Raw genomic sequence first — 23,446 nt, forward strand, 5'->3', positions numbered from 1 at the left:
TTCTAAATGCTTTTATTAAAAAATTCACTCATACGGATCTCGTCTGACGCATTACAGACCTGATCAATGATTCTCTCTACGGCTTCCAGCAGTCCTTCTGAAAGTGAGATCCCTGTTAAAGTGAGGGTAAGTGCTCCATTATAGGTCGCCACCCCTACAGTCTGCGCTGCATCATGTGCTGTCAGCACCATAGGCCCCCACAAAGATTTCAATGTTAACCGGCCATAGTCGGCCTTAAAAGAAATCTGCCCCAGATTGGTCAGCAGGATTTCGTGTTCCGTTCCCTGACGCAGGGCATGTTCAACCGTATTCACATCCAGTCCATTGTAAAAAAGTTCTCTTGTTGCATTGTTAACGCTTTTAATCCATTCCAGCGTTTGCGTTGAAGCGATGCCTTTCCGAATTGTTTTTGCAAAATTCCAGAAAGTATCCTTCGGTGCAGGGTCGTAAGGTAAAGTGAGGATATTCATCAGAAGACCATAATCATCTCCAAGGCCAAGGGTGGTACGCGCGGAAAGCGGATGTAAAATGCGGACAGGCTTTTCCTTCAGAGTGGACTCTACCTGTTTTAAAGCAATCACTAAAGCAGCACTTAGGGCACAATGTACTGTCGTTTTTTCATTTTTTGCGCGTTTGATTAAGCTGTCCGTCAGGGTATGTGATAATTTAAGGCGCCGGATATTGACTGCTGATCTGGGTGCCACGCTATTGCTTAACTGTTTGAATCCGCTTAAATCCTCCGCTGGAATTTCTTTTACGATTATCCCCGCAAGTTGATCTAGTGGGGATACCGGCCTGAGAGGGGTTATCGTTTCACCAGACAATACTGTTAATATATCGCGGATAAAAAGGGCGACTGACATTCCATCTCCTATTGAATGATTGGATATAAATATAAATACGGATTTTCCAGATTGCTGAATTACTAGCGCTTTAGCTAAGGGTGCTGCAGTGATATTCAAAGGAATGTTCAGCTCTCTTTCCAATAGCTCATTCCAGTTTTCTTCTCTTTTGGTGTAAACGAAACTGAGCGGGATTTTACAATCGGCTATAGGTTCAAAAAAGGCAGTTGAATAAGTATTACCCGAAATCTGAACAGCAAGGTTTGGATGTCTTTTTTGTACACTATCCAATGCCTCCCGCCAGGAGTGATCTGTGGCGTTGCCGTCGATTTCTGCCGCAACTGCAAACTGTGTAGTCGTTTTCTGATCTAATACCCAGAATACTTTTTCATTAGTCCCCAGGGGACGTATTGCTCGTTTGTTCATTGTTGTAAATGTTTAAAAAGTCACGATGAAACCATTCCTTTTCAGGGAGAGGCTTTTCATCGTGATGTTTCAGGAATATGGTGAAGGCGGATGCGAAAAAAAATCATGCGGCGGCCAGCCGCAGACAAGTAATAGACCTTCTGCGATGCGCAATAGCTTTTTAATATATGTTCTGATATGTTATTACTGGCCTACCATGCGTTTTCTGATCCGGCTTAATGATGGTGCCTGTATACCAAGGTAAGAAGCAAGATGATACAGCGGGACTGTATTAAAGATATCCGGATGCTGTTCCATCATGTCCAGGTAACGTTCTTCGGCCGATTTAAATAAAAAACCTTCTGTATTTGACATCAGCTGATGGAAAGCAGTTTCCGCGATAAACCTGCCAAATTTCTCCCATTGATGCGATTCTCTATATAATTTATGCAGGTGATCGATATGAATATAAATTACTACAGAGGCATCTACTGAAGCTGTATAATAATTACACGGTTTTTGACTTAGAAAACTGGTGTAAGAAGCTACAAACTGTTCCTTTGAAAAGAACAGCATGTTTTTCTGCACTCCGGTATCATCATCAGCACGGTAGATCCGAAAAACGCCATGGATAATAAAGCCAAGATGCTTGCATACATTGTGGTACTCATTATAAAACTCCCCTTTTTTATAGGCTTTGAGTTTCCAGTAAGGAAGGGAAAGGTTAAATGCCTCAGCATCCATGTTGACTACCGATGACATTGCATTTTTCAAAAGCTGTAATTCTTCCATGTCAGTCCGTTTTTGCGAATATAAGTTTTTAAGATGATAAGCTGCGGAGGATCCCGGATTTGCTTACGCTGGTTACCGGTTGTTATTTTGCTTCTTTGATCAGAATTGCCGCGACCTTGCCTGGCATAGAGATGAATGGCGTATGGCTGCTGTTCAGGATATATTCTTTTTTTACCTGTGCATTGTTAACCATCGCCTGCTGTTTAGCATAACTGAGTGCATGGTCATTGGTGGTGTAGATATAAACCTTTTCGATAGCACCGAAACGTGCTGCAGATAGTTTAACCGGTAAGGTGAATGGTATTACAGGATCCGGCTGTACACCCTTTGCAAATTTGTCCTGTATGTTTTTAGGGGCGTCTGCCACAAATATATCCACTACTCCATCTTTATGTATGGCAGCTGACGCGGTGGCCTGATCCACGTGCAGGAATTTCCCCGCATGACTGTCTGCATCAGTTTTAGCCAGATCCAGCAGGCTTTGTCCATCTTCAGGCAAATAAGCAGCGAGATAAATCAGCTTTTTAATACTGCCTGGCATATCCTCAGCAACCTGACTGATCACCATTCCCGCCATACTATGTCCCACCAGTGTTACATTTTTATGGTCGCCTATTTCTTTTTTAACAACATCTACATACGATTGCAAGGTAATTGACGTAAATGGCGTAGTATCACTTCCATGACCCGGCAGATTGACCACTAATACGTTGAATCCTTTTGCTTCCAATACTGGTGTTACCTCTTTCCATGCCGTTGCATCCGACCATGCACCATGAACCAATACGATTGTCGGCTTGTTGCTCTTTTGAGCCATCGCTGTTATTCCAAATAAAGTTGCAGCCATTGCAATAAATAAACTTTTCATTTCCTTTGATTTAAGATGTCAATTCATTTTGACAAGACAAACCTACGGACCTCACCGGCTGATCAACTTAACCCAGGTTAATATCGTGTGATTATTTTAAAACAGAATCGGTTAAAAAAAAAACGGCCTCTCCAGATATGGAAAGGCCGTATGATTAATTCATGATTATTAAAGCTCCATCTAGTAGCCGGGATTCTGCTTTAACTGCGGATTCACAGAGAGGGTATTTAACCCGATCGGGAAAATCTCCGTATGCGTATCTGCATCTGGTTTTTTATCCCACCAGGTTCCTTTGCTGAATACACCCCAGCGGATAAGATCAGTTCTCCGTCGGTTTTCCCCGATAAATTCCCTACCCCATTCATCCAGCATTTCCTGATCGTTCAGCTGACTACCGTCTGCCGTATACAGACTAGGTGAACCAGCAGGATAGTTACGTTGCCTCACCTGGTTGAGTAAAGCTGCAGCTCCTGGTTTATCACCCTTACGGTATAAACATTCCGCAAGTGTATAGTAAATCTCTGTCAAACGCACTTCCGCATAGGCAGAAGTTATACGGTTAGCATCTGGTGTAGGATACAGCGGATACTTCATCAAAAAGACACCTGAGTTATGATCAGCATGGTTCATGTTTGACTCCTTATCACTAATCTTAGTGCCAGGTTTAGCACCAAGGAACATACCCACCTGATCGCGGATATACAAGGGATAAGGACCTTTATTCCCTTTAACGGTGTCCGGAACGCTGTTACCATTCACTGTTCGGTTAAAAGGCAGGTAGCCGTATAAAAACATACCCTCTCTTTTACTGCCACCCAGATTCCGGTATTTTTTTAAACGCAGGTCGTCCGGATATTTCTGAAACTTCACAAATGGTTTTCCCAACTGAAAGTTGTACTCTGCGCTATCTACATCACGCCCCGGCTGCAAGGCATATTTTGGATTAGCCTGACCAAAATCCGTAAATCCACAGTACAGCGGTGCGGCATCGTAAGGCATTCCAAAAAAGAACATGCCCCCATCGTAGTGCCAGTGTGTACGGGCCAGCGTACCCGGAAATCCATAAATCACTTCAGAATTGAGCGAGTTATTGGTATAATCAAAAGGTGCATCCCATCGGTTATCCAATGCATAACTTCCATATTTACCACTGATGATATCACGGCAAACCACCTCGCACTCTGCAGATTTATCAATACCAGTATATACTTTGGCATTGAGGTAAAGCCTTGCCAATAAAGATGCTGCTCCGGCTTTTGTCCATCTTCCGATACCATTAGCGCCCAAAGCTTCACGCATTGGTAAACCAGGTATAGATTCCAGCAGTTCCTTTTCAATATAGGCAAATGTTTCCTGCGGAGTCGATTGCGGATTACCCTGAGTCGCATTTTTTACATCTGTAATGATCTCGATGTTCCGGTAAAAATCAAAAGCTCTCAAGTAAAACCAGGCACGTAAGGTACGTAGTTCAGATTTGAAATCTTCCAGTTCCGCGGCAGTAATACTGAGCTTAGCCGGGTCTGTGATACTTTCCATATCCTGATACGAGTTCGTAGCCAGCACAATACCCTGATAAAAATTGGTCCATGCCCCGTTGGTAAAACCATCATTAGGCGTCCATGTATGGTAATGCATCCGCTGATAATAGCCGCCGTCCTGCCAGTCGCCCTGCCGGTTGTAAGTACCCATTTCATCCGAGCTGTCCTCACCGACGGCATACACATCATTGCCCTGAATACTCCAGAAACCATGTTCAAAAGGCCTTAAAAAATCCCTGATCACATCTTCGCGGCGTGTAAGAAAACTTCCTGCATCTACCTTATCGTATACACGCTCATCCAGTTTGGTACAACTGCCGGCAAAAACTGCTGCCAGCAATAAACCACTTATATATTTCTTGTGTTTCTTCATTGTTCTGTACATTAAAATGTTGCCTGCAAACCAAAAATCATCTGCAATGTTGATGGGTAATAATTTAAAGTCGGGTTGTTTTGACCATCAAGTTTTATCCCGGGTGTCATCCCGTTGATATTGATCAGTTCAGGATCACCACTGGAATACTTGCTAAAAGTATGGAGATTGCGTCCTACCGCATACAGACGCACCGACTTCATGTATTTGCTTTTCAGCGGTTGCGTGTAACCCAGCGATACGTTATCAATCTTAACGAAAGCCCCAGATTCCAGGTAATAATCCGAAGTTCTGTACAGCGTCTGGTCGCTCGTCAGCTTTGAATACTTGCTGTTACTGTCGTACGCAGATTTGAGGACATTTGCGTCCGGCTGACTGGCGGGCGTTCCAAGGTAAAATGCTGGTGTATTAAACACCTTATATCCGAAAGTCCCCCTCAAAAAAATATTCAGGTCGAAACGTTTATATTGAAAATTATGCCCCATAGAAGCTACATATTTGGGCAAGCCGTTCCCTACATACTGGCGATCGTCTGGCGAAGCTTCGTTGGCCTGAATAATACTGCCATCCTTTTTATAAACCAGCAGTGCACCATTTTCACTCACACCTGCATTCCGCAGCATAAAAAATTCGCCGATACTACGGCCTTCTTCAATCCGCTGTATATTTCCCGGCGAACCCGGAGAAGGCAGACCTGCTACGTCCTGGAAGGTTCCGCCTTCATATAAATCATTTGAAAAGGAAACAAATTTATTCTTGTTGTAGGAAAACGCGAGTGTGGCATTATAACTGAAATCGTTATTTTTAACTACCGCACCACTTAAAGTTAATTCCAGACCTGAATTTTTCATCGTACCTACGTTCGCAAAGGTTTCAGTCTGAGAATTAGGCGGTAATGGCACCCGATAGTTGCCCAGCAAATCTTTATTAGTCCGGATGTAATAATCCAGTGATCCGCTCAGACGGCTGTCTAACAAAGCAAAATCGACACCCGCGTTAAAGTTGATTGCACGCTCCCATTTCAAATCAGGATTAACATTTGAGGACGGGCCATATACCTGATACCACTCTCCATTAAACGGGAAATAACCTGCACTGCCATAAAGCAGCAGTGACCGGTAGCTGTCGAAATCCTGGTTACCGGTTATACCGTAATCAGCACGCACTTTAAGCTCGTTGAACCATGGCAGTTTACCTTTGAAGAAGCTCTCCTCAGAAACGCGCCATGCACCGGACACAGCAGGGAAATTACCCCATTTGTTATTGGCACCAAACTTAGAGGATCCTTCACGCCGCAAGCTGGCGGTAAAAATATAACGGTTATCAAAGTCGTAGTTTAACCTGCCAAAAAATGAAATCAGCGTCGAGCCGTTTTGGGTAGAACTTACTGCATCCTGACCTTGCCCTGCCGCACCGCCGTTATACAATCCTGACCCTAAGTTGTTCCAGCCGAAAGCATCAAAAGGGAAATCATAGTTCTGTGATCTGAACTGTTTATAATTGAATACCGAGTATGAATATCCTCCCAGCACTTTAAAGTGATGACGGTTGATACTCAGGTTATAATTACCAGTCCACTCCACATTCTTCTGGTCGTTCTCCTGTTGTTCCTGCGAGGCGAAATTGGTTTGTGTAGTTTTGTTTGCCTGCACAATAGTCGATAACGTAGATGGCGAAAAGTTCATATTCCTCGCTGAGCGGCTGATTTGTGACAGTGTCACTGTAGTACTCAGGTTATCGAGGATATTCATTTTTAATGATCCATTAATATCCAGCTCCTTAATTTCTGCATCAGATTTGATCAGGTTACCATTTTCAACCGGGTTATTAGAGAAGAAACCTGTGTTGATATAGTTGTATTTGCCCTGATCATTGAAAATCGGGTAAGTAGGATTTAAGGTAAGGGCATTATTGAAATTCCCCTGATCCGCATTACTAACTATCATGTTACGCGGCGCGATGTTCAATGTAGCCACAAACACATTGTTGTCAGTAGTATGGTTCAGGCTTATTCTTCCCCCATATTCCTTTTTATGTGCACGGAGATCGATACCACCTGCATCACGATAATCAGCAGAAGCGAAGTAATTCGTTTTTGCAGAGCCGCCCGACAATTGCAGGGTATGTTTTTGAGCGAAAGCCGGAGATTTAGTCACCGCATCCAGCCAGTTGGTATTTCCACCATAATTCTGTCCTTTGCCGTTTTGCACGCGGTTTGCGATAAACTCTTCTGTTGACAAATTCTCCAGCCGGTTAGTAACATAGTCGAAACTGGCATAACCATCATAGAACATACGTGACTGCGTTCCGCCTTTTTTGGTTGTAATAATGATTACTCCGTTTCCGCCCCTTGTACCATAGATGGCAGAAGCAGCACCTCCTTTTAATACATCAATACTTTCGATATCATTCTGATTGATGTTATCAATATTTCCTCCCGGAACGCCATTGATGACATATAGTGGGCCAAGTCCGGCATTACGTGAGGACACTCCCCTGAGCTGTATACTCGGACTGGAATTTGGGTCTCCCGTTGCAGTATTGCTGATCGTTAACCCAGCGACTTTTCCCTGCAGTGACATCAATGGGTTATTGCCCGCCACCTGCAATAAATCTTTTGCAGATACATGCGTGATAGAACTGGATACTTCCCGGCGATCGAGCGTACCATAACCCACGCTGACCACTACAACTTCGTTAAGGTCATTACTGGCTTCACTCAGCGAAATGTTCAATGTAGCTCCTGAAGGAAGATCCACGGTCCTGGAAGCGAAACCTATAAAGGTAAAAGTGATTTGTCGGGCTGTAGCCGGGACAGCAATACTGTACTGACCATTTGCATCAGTGGTGGTGCCTGCGGTTGTCCCTTTAACCGTTACGCTTACCCCCCCAATGGGTAATCCGCCAGAGGCATCCGTTACCTTACCGTTGACCGTTCTGGTTTGCGCAAAGACGGTAACCGCGGGCATCAGGAAAAGTACCACTATACTTAGATAAGGTAAAATTTTCTTGTACATACTTGTTTAATTTGGTTTGACTGGATAGATATAATCTGGCAGCAGAATTGTATCTGCGCGCCGATTTATTTAGCACGCAAATAACTCCGCTTAAAGTTCAATTGCAAGTGAACTTCTATGGACTTATTAAAAATCTAAACCAATAAAAACACAAACGCCTGATTTAAAATAGATTGAAAAACACGAAGTATTGAAAAATCTAAGTTAAATGAGCATCAGCATTGAGTTGAATGCCCATAATTTGCTGCTCAAAGTCACCTCCGGAAACCAGTGCTTTCGACTTTGCCCTGAAGCGATAGGTATAAACTGTATTCACTGTGTATTCCAGTATCGCTGCAATCATTTCATTTTTGCTGATGCCTAAACGCATCAGCGCGAAGATGCGCAGCTGTGGACTGAGTGCTCCGGCAGCTCTGGGCTTCATCTGGTCTTTCTCTTCAAACATGGAATTCACTGCAGCTACAAAATCCGGAAAGAGTTTAAGAAAAATCTGGTCGAAAGTTTTAAAGAGTTCGGTCCGTTCCTGACCAATGTCTACTTTATCCAGTATGTTAAGGACCTCTTCTATATTGCCCGACTTTACCCTTCGCTGTACATTTCTTTTTAATTTATCCAGTTTGATAATATAGCGTGATAACTCGCTGAAAAAATACCCGATATACTCTTCCCTGATCTTTCCGGCCTCCCACAATTGTTTATTTTTCTCCGCTAGCATGTCGTTACTTTCTTTGATCACCCGCTGTGCAGCCCGCACTTTTTTGAGCTGTACAAAAATGATAAAACCAATCAGGGTGGCAATTACCGCTAAAACCAGAATACACACTGTATAGATCAGAAAGCGCTCCCGTTCCCGCTCGGTTATCCTCTCCCGCCCGGCCGCAACTTTGGGCAACAGATGTGCAACCTGATACTGCTGCATCCGCGAACCAAATGTATTTGCCTGCACCATTGCCTGCTTCAAAAAATAATACGCTTCTTCAATTTTTCCTTCCTCATACAATGCTTTGCCTAAGGAAAACAGTGCCTCAGCCCGATAGGTAGATGTCCGAAGGTCATTAATTGCCGCGATAGTCAGCAGCCGTATTTTTTCCTCCCCATGGCGGTATCTGCTCAAACCCGTAGCCACCATTGCCTCTTCATGCAGAGAAAGTTTCCTTTTGTAAAGTTTTTCGTAATATACGGAGGGATGTGGAAGCGTTCCTTCTTTTCGCTGCGCTTCCAGAATCAGCCGTTCAAAGCTGCCCGCTTGTGTCAATGCAATCGCCGAGTCCAGGTACAAAAACTTTTTAACCAGATCCTGAGGTGCATAAAAGCGATCGCTATTGTATTTGGCCAGGTCAGAATATGCCCAGGAATACAATATATAGTAAAACTTCTTAGCATTAAGATCCAGCAAACGCGGATTGGTTTCCCGGAGATTGTCGAAAGTTTCTTTAAACATACCCGAACTAATCAGCGTTTTCCCTAACCTAAGACGGTTTTCCGCCAATTTTCTATCATCATGTAAATCTATACTCAACTCAACCAGTCGTTGTGCATAATGAAAAGTAGAATCGAAGCGGTAATCCTGGTACAAGTCAAAGAGCGCTATAGTGATATCATATTTTTTATGTAATGCCGAAGCCGGTGAATTACGGTATGCTTGTCGCAGTCCGGATATTTTACTTTCCATCTGCCGGTCATATCTACCCTTGCGTGCGAGTTCTATTTTAAGCACCCGCAGCAGACTATCAGCAGGAACAGATGAAAAAGTACAATAAGGAAAAAATAAGACAAATATGATAAAAAGTAAACGCGTTTTCATACAGCAGCTTGTTTAGGATAAACAAAGCTAACTCAATTGACCTTTATTTAAAGTTTGGAATAAAATTATAATTCCTCTACATGCTCCAGGCAATAATTTGCCCGCAGCAAAACAGCCTCCCTATCATCCGCAGCCATTTTATCCCATAAGCGATAGACCATAGAAAGCCTGTGGTTATGACTCAGTTTGCTGCGATGACGGTCATGAAAATCCCAGTACAGGCTATTAAACGGGCAAGAGTTTTGTTCAGTTTTGGTGTTGCGGTCGTAATGGCATTTGTCGCAGTAATTACTCTGTTTATGGATATAATTTGCGCTTCCGGTATAAGGTTTTGACCCAATGATTCCTCCGTCAGCAAACTGGCTCATCCCTCTGGTATTCGTGATTTCTACCCATTGGATGGCATCGATATAAATTCCCAGGTACCAGAAATCGACCTCATCAGGCTTGATTCCTGCCAGTAAGGCGAAATTGCCCGTAACCATGAGTCGCTGGATATGATGTGCGTAAGCATGTTGCAGCGACTGATCAATGCTGTGTTTCAGACAATTCATCTTCGTTTTTCCCGTCCAGTACCAATCCGGCAGTTTCCGCTGATGATCAAAATAGTTCATCGTTTCAAATTCCGGCATCTTCAGCCAGTAAATACCCCGCATATATTCCCGCCAGCCCAGGATTTGCCTGACGAAACCTTCCAGCTGATTAATTGAGATCGCTTTTTTATCCTGCTCCCAGGCCATCAATGCAGCAGCGATCACTTCCTTTGGGGAAATCATTTTGGTATTCATCGCGAAAGACAGACGGGAGTGATAAACCGACCATTCATCCGAGTGCATTGCGTCCTGGAAAGTACCGAAAAGCGGCAGACAGAATTCAGTGAAATATTTCAGCAGTTCCAGCGCCTGCTGACGATTGACCGGCCAGTAAAAGTTTTTAGGATCTACGACTCCGATAGTCTTCAGGCCTGCTCCTGCGATACGGTCATATTGTGACTTTACATTATTGCTAAATAATAAGGGTGCATAAGGTTTATGGTTCTTCGGTAATTTACTTCGGTTCTCTTCATCGAAATTCCATTTACCGTCTACAGGTTCCTTAGCTACCATCAGAATATCATGCTTCTTACGCATCTCGCGATAAAAATTCTCCATCAGCAGTCCTTTTTTACCCGAAAAAAATGTTCCTAACTCCTCCCTGGTTGTATAAAAATGTTCGGTATCGAAGGTCTGAAAGGGAATTACAAGCTTCTTGCAGTATGCTTTCAGCTCTTCATCCAACCTGTATTCATCAGGCAGCTGATATTCAAATTTCCCGATAGCGTATTTTTTAAGCAGCCCATCGCAGTTTGCGGCAAAACTTTGCTTGTTTGAAGGATCATCCAATTTGATATATAAAGTATCATGTCCATCATTTCTCAACGTTTCAGTGAAGCCTTCCATAGCAGCGAAAAAAGCACAGGCTTTCTGGATATGGTGCCAAACATAATCTGTTTCCGTACGTATTTCCATCATTACATATAGAACCGATGGATCCTGATGTGCAAACCATGAATGCCGTGAATTGAGCTGATCGCCCAATAGCAATCTTAATACCTTATACTTTTTTTCCATATAAATCCAGTCTTACCATTAACACTGATGACGCTATAGTGTTTCTGATAGCTCCTGATATTGGCAGTTGTACATAATCATACCGCAAGAATCGGGTATGACAGGTTATACCAATACGCTAGGTTTGCTCACCAATCCATATGTATATGCACAAAATTAGTGAACCATCAATTCTTTATTTCGGCACACCAGTAGTGTTAATTACCACAACCAACAGCGATGGAACCTATAATATTGCACCCATTTCTTCCATTTTTTGGCTAGGCTGGCGCGCTATTATCGGCATCTCCAATTTCTCCAAAACGACCGAAAATCTTCGTCGCACTGGCGAATGCGTTTTAAACCTGCCTTCTATTCATCAGGCCGCTGCCGTGAATCACCTGGCTCTTATTACCGGTTCTTTTCCGGTGCCCCCGGGGAAAGCGCAGAAAGGATACACGTATGAGGCTGATAAGTTTAATCGTGCCCAGCTCACTCCTGTACCCTCGGAAACAGTTAACCCTCCCAGAGTGGCAGAATGCCCTGTGCAGATGGAAGCTGTAATGGAACAATGGCACGGAATTGCAGATGAAGATGATCAGCAACATGGGCGATTAGTGACGATGGAACTACGCGTTCAACGTGTTTATCTGGATGAATTCATTTTGATGGAGGGAAACTCCAATCGTGTTGACCCGAATAAATGGCGACCGCTGATCATGAGCTTTCAGCAATTCTATGGTCTGGGGGAACAGGTCCATAGTTCAACCTTATCATCTATACCTGAGGATTTATATCGTAGTCCGGACGTAGATCGGGCAAAGAGTAGTTTAAAAGTTATAAATCCTTTGTTGAAAGTTTAGTAATAATCCTGTTGTATTGGAAAATGGATTTTCCAATACAACAGGATTATTTAGCAGAACCTAATCTTGCTCACCTGTATCTTTTATACGACAGGCAATGAACCACCGTCTATTGCATAGTTTGTTCCTGTAAGATAAGCTGCAGCTGGCGATACCAGGAAATGTACGAGTGAAGCCACCTCTTGAGGTTCAGCCATTCTACCCATAGGAATACCACCTGTTTGATATAATAATTGCTCAAACGCTTGTTCAACAGTGATTCCTGCGGATGCAGCGAAATCTTCGACAAACTTTTCCATCGGTGGCGTTTTTGTCGCTCCCGGAGATACGGTTAAAACACGTACACCTTTGCTGGCCAGTTCTGATGCCAATGCTTTGCTATAGCTATTCACAGCCGCTTTCGAAACCGCATAAGCCATATTCAGGTTCCATAAAGGCTGTTTACCAGCTACTGAAGAAATGTGAATGATTACACCGTTTTTCTGTTCTAGCATTGTCGGCAACAACAGTCTGTCTAGCCGTATTCCGGCAATCAAATTCAGTTGCAATTCATTCTCCCAATCCTGATCACTCAAGGTGCTAAAGCCACCGCCGGGAGTAGTTAATCCCCCAACATTATTGATCAGGATATCAATTCCACCAAACTGTTCGTCAATCTCCTGCGTCAATTTCAACACCTGTTCTGGCTGTGTTAAATCTGCTGCGATAAAATGATGTTTATTGTCGCTGTCTGCTGGATTATTTCTGGCGGTGACGATTACACGAGCTCCTGACTGTGCTAGCCTGTCTGCAATTGCTTTCCCTATACCTTTTGTTCCTCCTGTTACCAGCGCTCTTTTACCCGTAAGGTCCTGGTTGTAATTTTGCGTATTTTCCATTCTTTTTGCTGTATTAAAAATTATAAAGCAAATGTCGCCGCCAAAAGCGCACAGCGGTAACGAAATACAATGCTGTTGTTACAAAAATCAAATCATCCGGAACTGCGTTGGACTTAACTGACTATATTTTTTGAAAAAATTATTAAAGTGGGTCTTCTCTTTGAAGCCTAAATCAAAAGCTATTTCGGAAACAGCTTTAGTAGTATGTTTCAACAAGATCTTAGCTTCCAGCAAAATCCTTTCCTGGATAATCACTGAAGTCGGTTTATGCAATACCTCCTGAGACACCTTATTGAGGTGGTTCACATGAACAGAAAGCTGTTCAGCGAAGTGAGACGAAGAGCGCAGCCGTAGCGGAGTACCATTATCCGCTAAAGGGAACTGCTGTTCCAACAATTCCAGAAACTGTGTGGCAATCTTTTCCGAAGCACTGGAAAAATTGCGCTGGCAACTTTTAACAGGTTGTGTTTTAATGGCCAAATGTAAGAGTTCATACACCAGCGCACGCATCCTGTCATATTTATACAAATAATCACTATTCCAGTCGGCATACATATCTGCAAACAGCTCCTCCGCTTTTTTGGCTTGCTCATCATTTAATTCCATCACCGGTATCGTACCGGGTTTAAACACGGCATATTCACTTGGGTTACCAAAATGGTGGAAGAAATGAGGAGTGAAAATACAAAAGTAACCATACTGCTCTTCACTTAGATGCTGCCAGCTATATGGCACCTGTGGGTTACCGAACAGTAATCCCTGTTTTTCGATATTTATTGTTTTATCAGAAGAATGGACGGTATTTTTTCCAACGATGAAACAAATCTTGAAATACGCCCTGATATTATAAGGAACGGGTTTTAAACCACAGTCTTTCACTGCATCGAACTTGAACACGTTAAAATGACCTATCTCTGCTTTGAAGCGATCTGGAATTGCAGTGAACTGCCCTTTGTAAAAATCATCTATAGTTTCTAATCCGACCATTTGACAAAATTACGAAAATCAATTAAATGTGATTTTATTTTTCGCTCTTTATTACTAAGTTATTCCCCAACATCTATCCAGTTGTTAAATACTTCTACTATAGCATATGAAGTAATTTATTTTCGAACTCAGCTCAAAATATCAATTTCCTCAGGTTGTCCATATAACCACGGCTCACAGTAACTTTGGCATCAGTTTGCATCAATATATCATAACTGCCGGGATACCGGTTTACTTCCTTAATGAAGTTAAGATTGATAATAGAAGAGCGGTGCACGCGAATAAAGATAGCCGGATTTAATTTTTCCTCTAATACGCTGATTCCGAAGTTACTGATATAAATATGATTTAACGTGTATAATTTTGAGTAGTCGCCATAAGCTTCTACCCAGACAATATCCGCGGTGGAAACGGTAATTAGTTTTTTATTGGCATGTACTAAAATTCTTTCCGGATATTGCGTTTGCTCCATGATCAGCTTTTCGGCCAGCGGCTGAATTTTATTTACAATAGCCGAGCCGCTGAGACGGTCTACCGCCTGGCGGAAACGGGATTGGGTGTAAGGCTTTAGCAGATAATCCAGAGCATGGACTTCAAAAGCTTTCAATGCAAACTGATCATAGGCGGTTGAAAAAATGATTCGCGGAATTTCTTCCAGGTGAGGTAAGATTTCAAAACCATTCATTCCAGGCATCTGAACATCTAAAAAAATCAGATCCGGTTTATATTCGTTAATCAGCCTTACTGCATCAACCCCATTATTCGCCTCCCCTACAAGAACCAGCTCCGGATAAAACGCCATGTACTCTATGATCAGTTTCCTGCCGGGTGCTTCATCATCTATCACTATTACTTTAATCATCCTATCCTAAATTTTATCGTCAGTCCGCTGGGAATGGTATCTGTAAATGACAACCTTGCCCCGTACATTTTTTCGAGCCGCAAAGCCGTATTGGTTAACCCTACTCCTTTTCCAATCAATTGAGATTTGTCCTTTACACCCGCACCAGTATCTGCAATCGAAAACTCGATCCCCCCCTCTTTCCTCTTAACCTGTATAACGATTTTACCACCATTAATTAATGGCGAAATACCGTGTTTGACAGCATTTTCTGCTAAAGGCTGTAGAATCATCGGAGGGATAAGCTCGTTCATCAATTCCTCCTCCACCGCTATACTTATGTGCAAACGTTCCTGAAACCTGGCTTTTTCCAGGTCAAGATACTTTTGCGTAAAATCTATTTCATCACGCAAGGGCACTAATTCCGATCTCGAAGCCTGAAGCTGGTAACGAAACAGGTCCGCTAATTCAGCGATCATCTGACGCGTATTTTCCAGTTCGGGAGGTATTGACGCGCTGATGGTGTTAAATACATTATATAAAAAGTGAGGATTTAGCTGTGCCTTGAGTGATGACAATTCGCTTTTCAGCGCAGCCTCCCGCAATGCTGATTCTGTCTTCTGATTTTCCTGATTCTGTTTGAAATAAACGTAGGCATGTATAATTCCAAACTGCATGATATAAAATAACGCCGGCAAGTAAAGATCCCATATACTCCCCCAATCCCTGAGATGAATCATTTTTAGTGCGTCCAACAGCAGGTAGTATGATTTGATCCAGGTGATTACGAATAAGGGAAGAATCACCAGGTGTATCAGCAACCGTTTATGTAGCGTCACCCTGCGCAGTTTAACGAAAATAAGCCACCAGACAGGGATACTCAGCAACAATTTAAGAAAATAGTCGATTCCACCCCAATTCAGAAATCCCCTGAAGTTGAAAAAGGGATCATTTTTCAGGTGTAAACCGCCATGGTTTAACCATAGTGCTGTGTAATAAAAGGAAGCAGAGAAGACAAAAAAACTAATATAAAATATAATTTCCCAGGTACTGACTCCAATAAATTTATCCTTTGATGTGCCTTTCATAGTTGAGAGAACTAAACTAGCAAGAATACAAGAGATAATTCAAGGAATTTCGACGAGTGCCCAAATAAACCGCTGACCTGCATAGCTGTCAATGACCGAACTATATCGTAACCCGTCGGATAATGCTTTCACAGGGCTACTGCAAGGTGCAAATTGCGTTATGAAAAAACTCCTGATCGTGCTGATACTATTTACCGGAAAAATAAAAGCACAAACATTTAAGATAAGCGGAGCTGTTAATGTTCCGTCAGTAACGCTCACACTGTACTGTAGTTCTGACTCAGTCATCATGAAGACCGCTATTGCAGATAGCTACGGAAAATTCATTTTGCCCGGCATCGGTAAAGGCAAATATTATCTGATCTGCTCCGGCATCGGCTATCAAACTCACCGGTCGCCCATTTATACCCTTAGCGCCGATCTTGATCTGCCAAAAATCACACTCTTTCAGCGCAGCAGCAAGCTTGACGATGTAAGCATTGTAGGAAAAAAGCGGTTAATAGACGTACTACCAGATAAAACTGTGCTGAATGTTCAAAACATGTTAACGGCAACAGGTCTTTCTGCCTTTGATTTACTTCGCAAAGCCCCGGGTGTTATGGTAGACAATCAGAATAACATTATTTTAGAAGGAAAAACCGGGATCAGTATCTTTATTGATGGGAAACGGTCGATATTAAGTGGAGATGATTTAACGAATTATTTGAAAGCAATACAATCGTCAGACGTTGGGACGCTTGAGATCATCACTCAGCCTTCATCAAAATATGATGCAGCAGGCAGTGCCGGTATCATTAATATCCGGCTGATCAAAAACAAAAATTCCGGAACAAACGGATCAGCCCAGCTCGGTTATGCAATTGGCCGTTACAGCAAATACAACAGTGCTTTTACGCTAAACAACCGTATGGAAAAGCTGAACTTATTTAGCAGTTACAGCAATAGCTTTAATAAAAACCGCAGCTACCTGAATCTTAACAGAATTCAAAACGGTTACGAATATGATAACCGTTCCTATGACATCGTTGAAGATTACAGTCATAATGTCCGTGCAGGAATGGACTACAACCTTAACAAAAACAGCACCTTAGGTTTATTAGTGAATGGGGTTTTCAGAGATGCTGATGATCATAATAATTCACGCACACCAATCAGATTAAGTGGGATTGAACAGCAGCTCCTGCTTGCGAGCGGATTCTCCAGCCGGAACAGTAAAAATCTGTCAGCAAACATCAATTATCATTATCAGAAGCCAAAAGGCTATGAGCTTACCCTTGACGGGGATTATGGATATTTCCAGTCCGATCGCAGTCAGACACAGTCTAATGTTTATTCCAGTGAGGGCTTCACACAAAGTGAAACCAGTTACCAAATGTTTAGCCCGGTTGATATTCATCTTTTTTCATTGAAAGCAGATTATAGCCAGTCGGTAGGAAAAGCCAAACTGGCCATAGGGCTCAAATCCTCGCAGGTTAGAACCGACAATGTTTTTGATTATTACTCCGCCGGAGTGTTTCGTCAGGATCGCAGTAATGTCTTTACCTATGCAGAAGATATCCATGCCGCTTATTTTAATCTCAGCCGAAGCTGGAAAAAAATAAGTGTGACCATAGGCCTGCGTGCAGAACAAACTATATCCGATGGAGAATTGAGCAGTCTGCAGCAAAATCAGAACAATAGTGTAAAGCGTGACTACACCAATCTCTTCCCCAGTAGCGGTATTACCTATTCGTTGAATGCGAAAGATAATCTTACCTTAAGTTACAGCCGCCGCGTAGACCGTCCGGATTACCGCTCACTTAATCCATTTGAATACAACATAGACGAGTTGTCTTTTAGTAAAGGAAATCCCTTTCTAAAACCGCAATATACCCAGGTGCTAAAATTGAGCAATACTTATAATTACACGTTAACTACTTCGCTTGCCTATAGTTATATCAGCGACTTCTTTGCACAAATCACTGATACTATTGGTAATAACCGTAATTTCATCTCCCCACAGAATATTGCTAATCAGCAAGTTATTAATGTCGGCGTAAGTTATCCAGTGAATGTAACTAAATGGTGGGCCATTTACACCAGCATGAACGCTTTTCGCAGCTTTTATAAGTCGGTGACCACTAAGTTTGTCCCAATTACCCGGAACACCCTTAGTATTTACGCATCCAATTCCTTTACGCTGCCCAGGGGTTACAGTGCAGAAGTGTCTGGCTGGTACAGTAGTCCTTCTGTCTGGTCTGGCAGTTACAAAACCAATAGCATCGGTTCACTCGACGTAGCGATGCAGAAAACGTTTGCGAAAAACAGTTTCAGTCTGAAAATGGCGGTATCGGATATTCTTTATACCGGTAACTGGTCTGGTACTTCCCGGTACGGCGGACTACAGATTAAAGGTAATGGCGGATATGAAAGTCGGCAGTTTAACATCAGTTTGAAATACAATTTCGGTCGGAAGGAGATTAAAGCGCCCAATACCAGACCTTCAGGAGCTGATGAAGAGAAAGGGAGGATTAAAATTTGATGTTTTCTCTGGAATTACCGACGGTCAATAAATATGTTCAGGACATATATGTATTAAATCCCCTTTAATTAATTATTTTTATCTCAAATGAGAAAGCTCAAAAACGAAGTAATATTTTTATTGACGGTTATTATCTCATCCGGAGCTTGCATTGAAACAACAAAGCAAGTGCAGCCTGTGGTTACTGAACCAACTGCCTTAGCCACAAAGGTGCAAAAGGATTGCGGCAACGAGGAAAAGCTGCTCTATGCTAAAGATGGATTCAGTTCGTATACCGAAGATAAAATCCGTGGAAAAGGTGTGATCTCATTTGAGTTGCAAGTAAACGATCGTTTAGACATTTATGATGAAGACGATGCTGTATTTGGATATATCGTGTTAAATGAAGATCAGACTTTTTTTACTGCTCAAATGCCAAAGAAACTGGTGGCTAGAAAGGTAATACCGGAGTTGGATTTTGCAGCATTTGATTTTGATGCGGAGGAAGAATCTGCCAGCAAGGATTACTTGTTTATCTATGCCAACGGTGAAAAGAAAAAAGTAAAAAAAGCGGACGTAAAATACAGATATCAAAGCTGGGGAGTATATCTCAAAAAGAAGTCGATTGCGCTCAAACCGTGCAACCCATTAGCAAATGCGCCCAATGGTGGTCAAAATCTCGTATATGATGTAAGGGATATGGATGACGACCAGATTAAAATAAAGTCATCTGCTGATTGCGGCGGTGAGGAAAGTAAGTTTGCTCCTGCTCAGGGCTGGGTCAAATGGAGAAAAAAGGATCTGTTGATGGTGGATCTAAAAGTTTGTGATTAACAAGTCACCTCGATGTTGTGTACACTAAGTAGTTAAAATATGAACTTATCAGATAGATTAGATACCTGGCATGCAGAAGTAAGAGGCAACAAATGGATGCGTTATTTCACGACATTCACGCGTCTGGCGCTTGTTGCAGGATTTCTCCCTCCAGGATATGTAAAGATAATAGGCGAACGCTTCACTGATCTGCACAATAATCAGCCTATGGGCCATTATTTGGAAGCCTTACACCATACAGGCTATTATTATACTTTTATTGGCTGCGCCCAAATATTAGCTGCCATCTTACTGCTTATACCCCGAACTGTAGTATTAGGCGTATTACTATACCTGCCGATTATTTTAAATATCTGCATTTTATCGTTTGCCGTCAGGTTTGAAGGATCATTGCTCACAGCTCCGTTAATGGTAATTGCCTGTGTGTACCTTTTATGCTGGAATTATGACAGGATCAAATTTATATTTCCCTTTAATACTCCTCCGGCAACGCCTTTAGTGCAGGATGACAAATTTCCCATCCGGTTTTTCGCCGCCGTGTTAGCTACCTTTGTAGCTGTAGGCTTTACAGTTACGCATATGTATAGCATATTGCCCCGCAATACCCTCGATAACTGTGAAACGCAATGTGACGACAGCAAAAATCCTGCAGCCTGTAAAGCATTTTGTGAAAGCATACACAATAAAGGGCAGGATTTGGATAAGAGTCTGGATGAGTATGAGCGTAAATTAAAGGGTGAACGAAGCAGATAAAAATTATTTTGGATAACAGATAGTAGTTAATTTCTTGGAGTAATCTGGATTTAAAGGTTCGTTGGTTTGGGCAAGACGTTGTGCGCCTACATTTGCAGGGCAGGCTATTCCATTGGTGCCATCATAAACCAGATTGGTTTGGGTGTTCATCAGTTCTTTAGGAACATATATCTGCACCCTGGTAACTGAATATCCCTGTGGCAGGAAACGAATATAGTACCCATCAGGATGTAGAGACCAGATACCCGCTGGCACATCAGGATCAGGCTGAGGAGCAAGTCCGGCTAAAATTGCGTACTTCTCCATATCCTCATATGAGGAAGAACCTGATGCGGCCAATCTTCGGATGGAGTTCTCTGCTTCGAAAACACTTTGCAAGCTATTTGGAAGTTGCCCTTTCGCCTTCTCCACCAGGTTTGCAGGTAAGACGCCCAATGCACCACCTTGCAGCATTAACAGTTCCTGAGGTGATAACAGGGTGCTTGCTGTTAATTTGATATTTGTATTCATGTCTGCAAATTTTGTACGGGAGATAATAGCCCATAACAAAACCTGGATATCACGTTGTTGTACATTTGTATGCTGCTCCGCACTCTTAAGTATCCTGATCACCACATCTTTTTTAGGCCCCAAAACAGGAGCCAGCATATAACCATCGCCTTTACTTGGTCCACGGGTACCTGCGTGCAGACAGTAACTTTTATTTGTCATTTCAAAAAAACCTGCGCAAAGTTTGTATCCACCATTTGCAGCCTTTGGCAACAGATACAGTGGTTGAGCCTTTTGTCCGTCCGTAAATGAAGGTGGCTTTGAGCCTGTTTGATCAACGTCTTTAAAGCTGGTACTGATAGCCTGAGGTTGTTTCAATAGCCTGTTAAGGGAGCCATTCCCTACCATCTCAGTGCCTTTATCGAAAAGCTTCTTGCCCAAATCTCCAAATTGAGCATAGCTTGATGAGACAGAAAAAAGACAGGCAAACAGCCCGGTAATACAGAACTTATAAATTTTCATAGAGGTTAGCTTAGATAGGAGTGCAAATTAATAAAACGCAGCTAAATATGCTAAATCTTCTAACAACTTAATATAATGTTAACAATTTCCTACGGAGAAGATTTGTAAGATGCCAGTTTTCTAAGCAAAATCATCGTCCTTTGCCAGGAAGGCTGGTTTTAACCTCGTTTGAGTATAGTTTCATTTTGGTTTTGAAAGGCTTTAAAAGCGGGCTTAAGCGACCTTAAAGCAATTTAATGGGCAAATAAGCGCAAACACCCCACTAACATCCTGTCAAGAGGCCGTCAAGATCCCGTCAAGCACGAGCAGAACCAGATTAAAGCAATAATTTGTCCATTACCAAGTTTATACCAGATTTCAATTAAAAGCATAGATATTTATAAACATTTAAAGTTTTTTTCATTCTGATTCGTCTTCACTATGATGATCAGGGCTAGTCAAAGCATTGGCTGTAAAAAGCAAAAATCATAGATTTATACAAATTGCGGTTTTGATTGCCGTATACTAAACAAAATAATGGCAAGAGAACGATTAAACAGCGGCAACGCATCAGGCATTGAATTATCAAAAGCAAAGATTAACAAGGAGACATTAACTCATGTAGCGCGTTTGCTAGCCTATTTAAAACCATATCGTGGTAAATTTATCGCAGCATTATTCTTTCTGTTTTTATCAAGCCTGGTTGGACTCGCTTTCCCCTCATTCATAGGCGCACTCATTGATACCGCACAAGGGAAACACAGCAACAATTATTTACCAGACAGCATACAAGGCATATTGTTATTAGCTTTTATGGTATTGGCACTGCAGGCAGTGGTATCATTTTTCAGGATATCATGGTTTGTTACTGTAGCAGAACATTCTTTAGCAGACATCAGGCGCGATACTTACTTCAAGCTGATCACGCTGCCGATGAACTTTTTCTCTAACCGAAGGGTTGGAGAGCTCAACAGCAGGATATCTGCCGATTTATCACAGGTTCAGGATACGCTCACTACAACCATTGCTGAGATGTTAAGACAGGCGGTTCTATTTGTCGGCGGTATCGTTTTTATGGCGATCATTTCGAAAAAACTGGTATTTGCCTTACTCCTGGTTTTACCTGTGATGATTGTCTTCGCCGTTTTCTTTGGCAGGTTTATCAAAAAGATTTCACGCCAGGCGCAGGATAAAATGGCTGAATCCAATACCATAGTGGAAGAAACCCTGCTAGGCATAGCCAATGTAAAAGCCTTTGTAAACGAATCATTCGAAGCCAATCGTTACAGCAATACCATCCGCGATGTGGCCAATATCGCCATTAAGGGCGCAAAATTCAGAGGTATGTTTGTGTCCTTTATTGTGCTGTGCGTTTTCGGCGGCATCCTGGCAGTGGTCGGCTATGGTTGTGTACTGGTGAGTCAGCATGAAATCACCTTTGGAGAACTATTGAAATTTTCCCTTTACGCGATGTTTTTAGGTAGTGCTCTCGGCAGTTTTCCCGAGCTGTTTGCCAACGTACAAAAAACCGTTGGTGCCAGCGAAAGAGTGCTGGAGATATTGGCAGAACAAGGTGAAGAAATATCCATCAATGAAAAGGATAACCTTGTACAGCAGAAAATCAGTGGAAACTTATCATTCAATAAAGTCAATTTTGCCTATCCATCACGACCTGATATAGAAGTATTACACCATGTTTCCTTTGAGGCGATAGCCGGGCAGAAGGTCGCTATTGTAGGTCCCAGTGGCTCAGGAAAATCCACCACTGCCGGATTGATCTTACAGTTTTACCATCCGCAAAGCGGCGAAATATTGTTCGATGGCAAGGCAGCCAGTGAATATTCATTGACCGACATCAGGAACCAGGTAGCAATCGTTCCTCAGGATGTCATGTTGTTTGGCGGAACGATACTGGAAAACATCGCCTATGGCAAGTTAACCGCAACCAAAGAGGAAATTATACAGGCTGCACAAAGGGCAAATGCACATCAGTTTATCACTTCATTTCCTGAATCTTATGATACTGTGGTGGGAGAACGTGGTGTAAAACTATCTGGCGGCCAGCGTCAGCGTGTTGCTATTGCACGCGCACTGTTGAAAAACCCATCAATATTGATTTTGGATGAGGCCACTTCTTCGCTGGACTCTGAATCGGAACGTTTAGTACAGGAAGCCCTGGAAGAATTAATGAAGGGCCGTACTTCCATTATTATCGCACACCGGTTGTCTACTATTCGTGAGGCAGACAAAATCATTGTTTTGGAAAAAGGACAAATTATCGAATCTGGCACCCATCAGGAATTGATCAGCAGTGAACAGGGATTGTACAAATATTTGAGTGGCTTACAATTTGAAGCAGGTAGTTAAATTTGTTCATTTTATCTCCATAATTGCTGATTTAAATTTGTGCAATTATTCTGTTAGTTGATCTCATTTGACATTGGCCTATTGTCTTCGCCTACAAACATACATCACAAACTGGCG

Annotated in this window: 17 protein-coding genes; 5 read left to right on the forward strand and 12 right to left on the reverse strand. The window is 42.4% G+C overall.

Features of this window, described 5'->3' with window-relative positions; translation table 11 throughout:
- Positions 1–2: 2 nt before the first annotated feature.
- The 7 genes from OQX62_RS10115 to OQX62_RS10145 all read right to left on the reverse strand — a co-directional run bounded on the left by OQX62_RS10115 (position 3) and on the right by OQX62_RS10145 (position 11,249).
- The gene (locus OQX62_RS10115; RefSeq protein WP_265831378.1) at positions 3–1,268 is read right to left on the reverse strand and encodes a hypothetical protein; all 1,266 of its coding nucleotides are present in this window, start codon (positions 1,266–1,268) and stop codon (positions 3–5) included.
- Positions 1,269–1,451: 183 nt separating this feature from the next.
- Positions 1,452–2,039 (reverse strand): Crp/Fnr family transcriptional regulator, encoded by a 588-nt coding sequence (locus OQX62_RS10120; RefSeq protein ID WP_265831379.1) that lies wholly within the window; start codon positions 2,037–2,039, stop codon positions 1,452–1,454.
- A gap of 82 nt (positions 2,040–2,121) precedes the next feature.
- Positions 2,122–2,907: an alpha/beta fold hydrolase gene (locus OQX62_RS10125; RefSeq protein ID WP_265831380.1), complete on the reverse strand. Its 786-nt coding sequence runs from the start codon at positions 2,905–2,907 to the stop codon at positions 2,122–2,124.
- Between the two features lie 180 nt (positions 2,908–3,087).
- Entirely contained in the window at positions 3,088–4,818 is a 1,731-nt protein-coding gene (locus tag OQX62_RS10130) for a RagB/SusD family nutrient uptake outer membrane protein (protein WP_265831382.1), read from the reverse strand.
- 11 nt (positions 4,819–4,829) lie between these two features.
- Complete coding sequence (locus tag OQX62_RS10135; RefSeq protein WP_265831383.1) at positions 4,830–7,835, reverse strand: SusC/RagA family TonB-linked outer membrane protein; 3,006 nt, start codon at positions 7,833–7,835, stop codon at positions 4,830–4,832.
- A gap of 199 nt (positions 7,836–8,034) precedes the next feature.
- The gene (locus OQX62_RS10140; RefSeq protein WP_265831384.1) at positions 8,035–9,639 is read right to left on the reverse strand and encodes a DUF6377 domain-containing protein; all 1,605 of its coding nucleotides are present in this window, start codon (positions 9,637–9,639) and stop codon (positions 8,035–8,037) included.
- A gap of 65 nt (positions 9,640–9,704) precedes the next feature.
- On the reverse strand, positions 9,705–11,249 hold the full coding sequence (locus tag OQX62_RS10145) for a cryptochrome/photolyase family protein (RefSeq protein WP_265831385.1): 1,545 nt from the start codon (positions 11,247–11,249) through the stop codon (positions 9,705–9,707).
- A 146-nt stretch (positions 11,250–11,395) separates the two neighbouring features.
- Between OQX62_RS10145 and OQX62_RS10150 the strand changes: the two genes are divergently transcribed.
- The gene (locus tag OQX62_RS10150; protein WP_265831386.1) at positions 11,396–12,091 is read left to right on the forward strand and encodes a flavin reductase family protein; all 696 of its coding nucleotides are present in this window, start codon (positions 11,396–11,398) and stop codon (positions 12,089–12,091) included.
- 83 nt (positions 12,092–12,174) lie between these two features.
- On the opposite strand, the gene OQX62_RS10155 is transcribed toward OQX62_RS10150, so the two are convergent.
- The 4 genes from OQX62_RS10155 to OQX62_RS10170 all read right to left on the reverse strand — a co-directional run bounded on the left by OQX62_RS10155 (position 12,175) and on the right by OQX62_RS10170 (position 15,885).
- Positions 12,175–12,969, reverse strand: a complete 795-nt coding sequence (locus tag OQX62_RS10155; protein WP_265831387.1) for an SDR family oxidoreductase — start codon at positions 12,967–12,969, stop codon at positions 12,175–12,177.
- Between the two features lie 87 nt (positions 12,970–13,056).
- On the reverse strand, positions 13,057–13,956 hold the full coding sequence (locus tag OQX62_RS10160; RefSeq protein WP_265831388.1) for a helix-turn-helix domain-containing protein: 900 nt from the start codon (positions 13,954–13,956) through the stop codon (positions 13,057–13,059).
- A gap of 133 nt (positions 13,957–14,089) precedes the next feature.
- The gene (locus tag OQX62_RS10165) at positions 14,090–14,818 is read right to left on the reverse strand and encodes a LytR/AlgR family response regulator transcription factor (protein WP_265831389.1); all 729 of its coding nucleotides are present in this window, start codon (positions 14,816–14,818) and stop codon (positions 14,090–14,092) included.
- Positions 14,815–15,885 carry a sensor histidine kinase gene (locus OQX62_RS10170; protein ID WP_265831390.1) on the reverse strand — a complete coding sequence of 357 codons (1,071 nt, stop codon included), beginning with the start codon at positions 15,883–15,885 and terminating at the stop codon, positions 14,815–14,817. Before OQX62_RS10170 ends, OQX62_RS10165 begins: the two co-directional genes overlap by 4 nt.
- A 160-nt stretch (positions 15,886–16,045) precedes the next feature.
- Between OQX62_RS10170 and OQX62_RS10175 the strand changes: the two genes are divergently transcribed.
- From OQX62_RS10175 to OQX62_RS10185, 3 genes are all read left to right on the forward strand, one after another.
- Positions 16,046–18,406 (forward strand): outer membrane beta-barrel family protein, encoded by a 2,361-nt coding sequence (locus OQX62_RS10175; RefSeq protein ID WP_265831391.1) that lies wholly within the window; start codon positions 16,046–16,048, stop codon positions 18,404–18,406.
- Positions 18,407–18,493: 87 nt separating this feature from the next.
- Positions 18,494–19,219, forward strand: coding sequence for a hypothetical protein (locus OQX62_RS10180; RefSeq protein ID WP_265831392.1), 726 nt, complete (start codon positions 18,494–18,496; stop codon positions 19,217–19,219).
- Between the two features lie 39 nt (positions 19,220–19,258).
- On the forward strand, positions 19,259–19,972 hold the full coding sequence (locus OQX62_RS10185; RefSeq protein ID WP_265831393.1) for a hypothetical protein: 714 nt from the start codon (positions 19,259–19,261) through the stop codon (positions 19,970–19,972).
- A 3-nt stretch (positions 19,973–19,975) separates the two neighbouring features.
- Here the strand turns inward: OQX62_RS10185 and OQX62_RS10190 are convergent, their stop codons facing one another.
- The gene (locus tag OQX62_RS10190) at positions 19,976–20,983 is read right to left on the reverse strand and encodes a hypothetical protein (RefSeq protein ID WP_265831394.1); all 1,008 of its coding nucleotides are present in this window, start codon (positions 20,981–20,983) and stop codon (positions 19,976–19,978) included.
- A gap of 516 nt (positions 20,984–21,499) precedes the next feature.
- Here OQX62_RS10190 and OQX62_RS10195 point away from each other — a divergent pair.
- Entirely contained in the window at positions 21,500–23,329 is a 1,830-nt protein-coding gene (locus OQX62_RS10195; protein WP_265831395.1) for an ABC transporter ATP-binding protein, read from the forward strand.
- Positions 23,330–23,446: the final 117 nt, after the last annotated feature.

The organism is Pedobacter sp. MR2016-24, from assembly GCF_026239655.1.
GTDB lineage: Bacteria > Bacteroidota > Bacteroidia > Sphingobacteriales > Sphingobacteriaceae > Pedobacter.

Bases quoted from the DNA above. Each gene is read 5' to 3' on its own strand.
- OQX62_RS10150 (WP_265831386.1), top strand. From the start codon at position 11,396: ATGCACAAAATTAGTGAACCATCAATTCTTTATTTCGGCACACCAGTA.
- OQX62_RS10165 (WP_265831389.1), bottom strand. From the start codon at position 14,818: ATGATTAAAGTAATAGTGATAGATGATGAAGCACCCGGCAGGAAACTG.
- OQX62_RS10190 (WP_265831394.1), bottom strand. From the start codon at position 20,983: ATGAAAATTTATAAGTTCTGTATTACCGGGCTGTTTGCCTGTCTTTTT.
- OQX62_RS10145 (WP_265831385.1), bottom strand. From the start codon at position 11,249: ATGGAAAAAAAGTATAAGGTATTAAGATTGCTATTGGGCGATCAGCTC.
- OQX62_RS10140 (WP_265831384.1), bottom strand. From the start codon at position 9,639: ATGAAAACGCGTTTACTTTTTATCATATTTGTCTTATTTTTTCCTTAT.
- OQX62_RS10185 (WP_265831393.1), top strand. From the start codon at position 19,259: ATGAACTTATCAGATAGATTAGATACCTGGCATGCAGAAGTAAGAGGC.
- OQX62_RS10120 (WP_265831379.1), bottom strand. From the start codon at position 2,039: ATGGAAGAATTACAGCTTTTGAAAAATGCAATGTCATCGGTAGTCAAC.
- OQX62_RS10130 (WP_265831382.1), bottom strand. From the start codon at position 4,818: ATGAAGAAACACAAGAAATATATAAGTGGTTTATTGCTGGCAGCAGTT.
- OQX62_RS10125 (WP_265831380.1), bottom strand. From the start codon at position 2,907: ATGAAAAGTTTATTTATTGCAATGGCTGCAACTTTATTTGGAATAACA.
- OQX62_RS10155 (WP_265831387.1), bottom strand. From the start codon at position 12,969: ATGGAAAATACGCAAAATTACAACCAGGACCTTACGGGTAAAAGAGCG.
- OQX62_RS10195 (WP_265831395.1), top strand. From the start codon at position 21,500: ATGGCAAGAGAACGATTAAACAGCGGCAACGCATCAGGCATTGAATTA.
- OQX62_RS10160 (WP_265831388.1), bottom strand. From the start codon at position 13,956: ATGGTCGGATTAGAAACTATAGATGATTTTTACAAAGGGCAGTTCACT.
- OQX62_RS10115 (WP_265831378.1), bottom strand. From the start codon at position 1,268: ATGAACAAACGAGCAATACGTCCCCTGGGGACTAATGAAAAAGTATTC.
- OQX62_RS10180 (WP_265831392.1), top strand. From the start codon at position 18,494: ATGAGAAAGCTCAAAAACGAAGTAATATTTTTATTGACGGTTATTATC.
- OQX62_RS10175 (WP_265831391.1), top strand. From the start codon at position 16,046: ATGAAAAAACTCCTGATCGTGCTGATACTATTTACCGGAAAAATAAAA.
- OQX62_RS10135 (WP_265831383.1), bottom strand. From the start codon at position 7,835: ATGTACAAGAAAATTTTACCTTATCTAAGTATAGTGGTACTTTTCCTG.
- OQX62_RS10170 (WP_265831390.1), bottom strand. From the start codon at position 15,885: ATGAAAGGCACATCAAAGGATAAATTTATTGGAGTCAGTACCTGGGAA.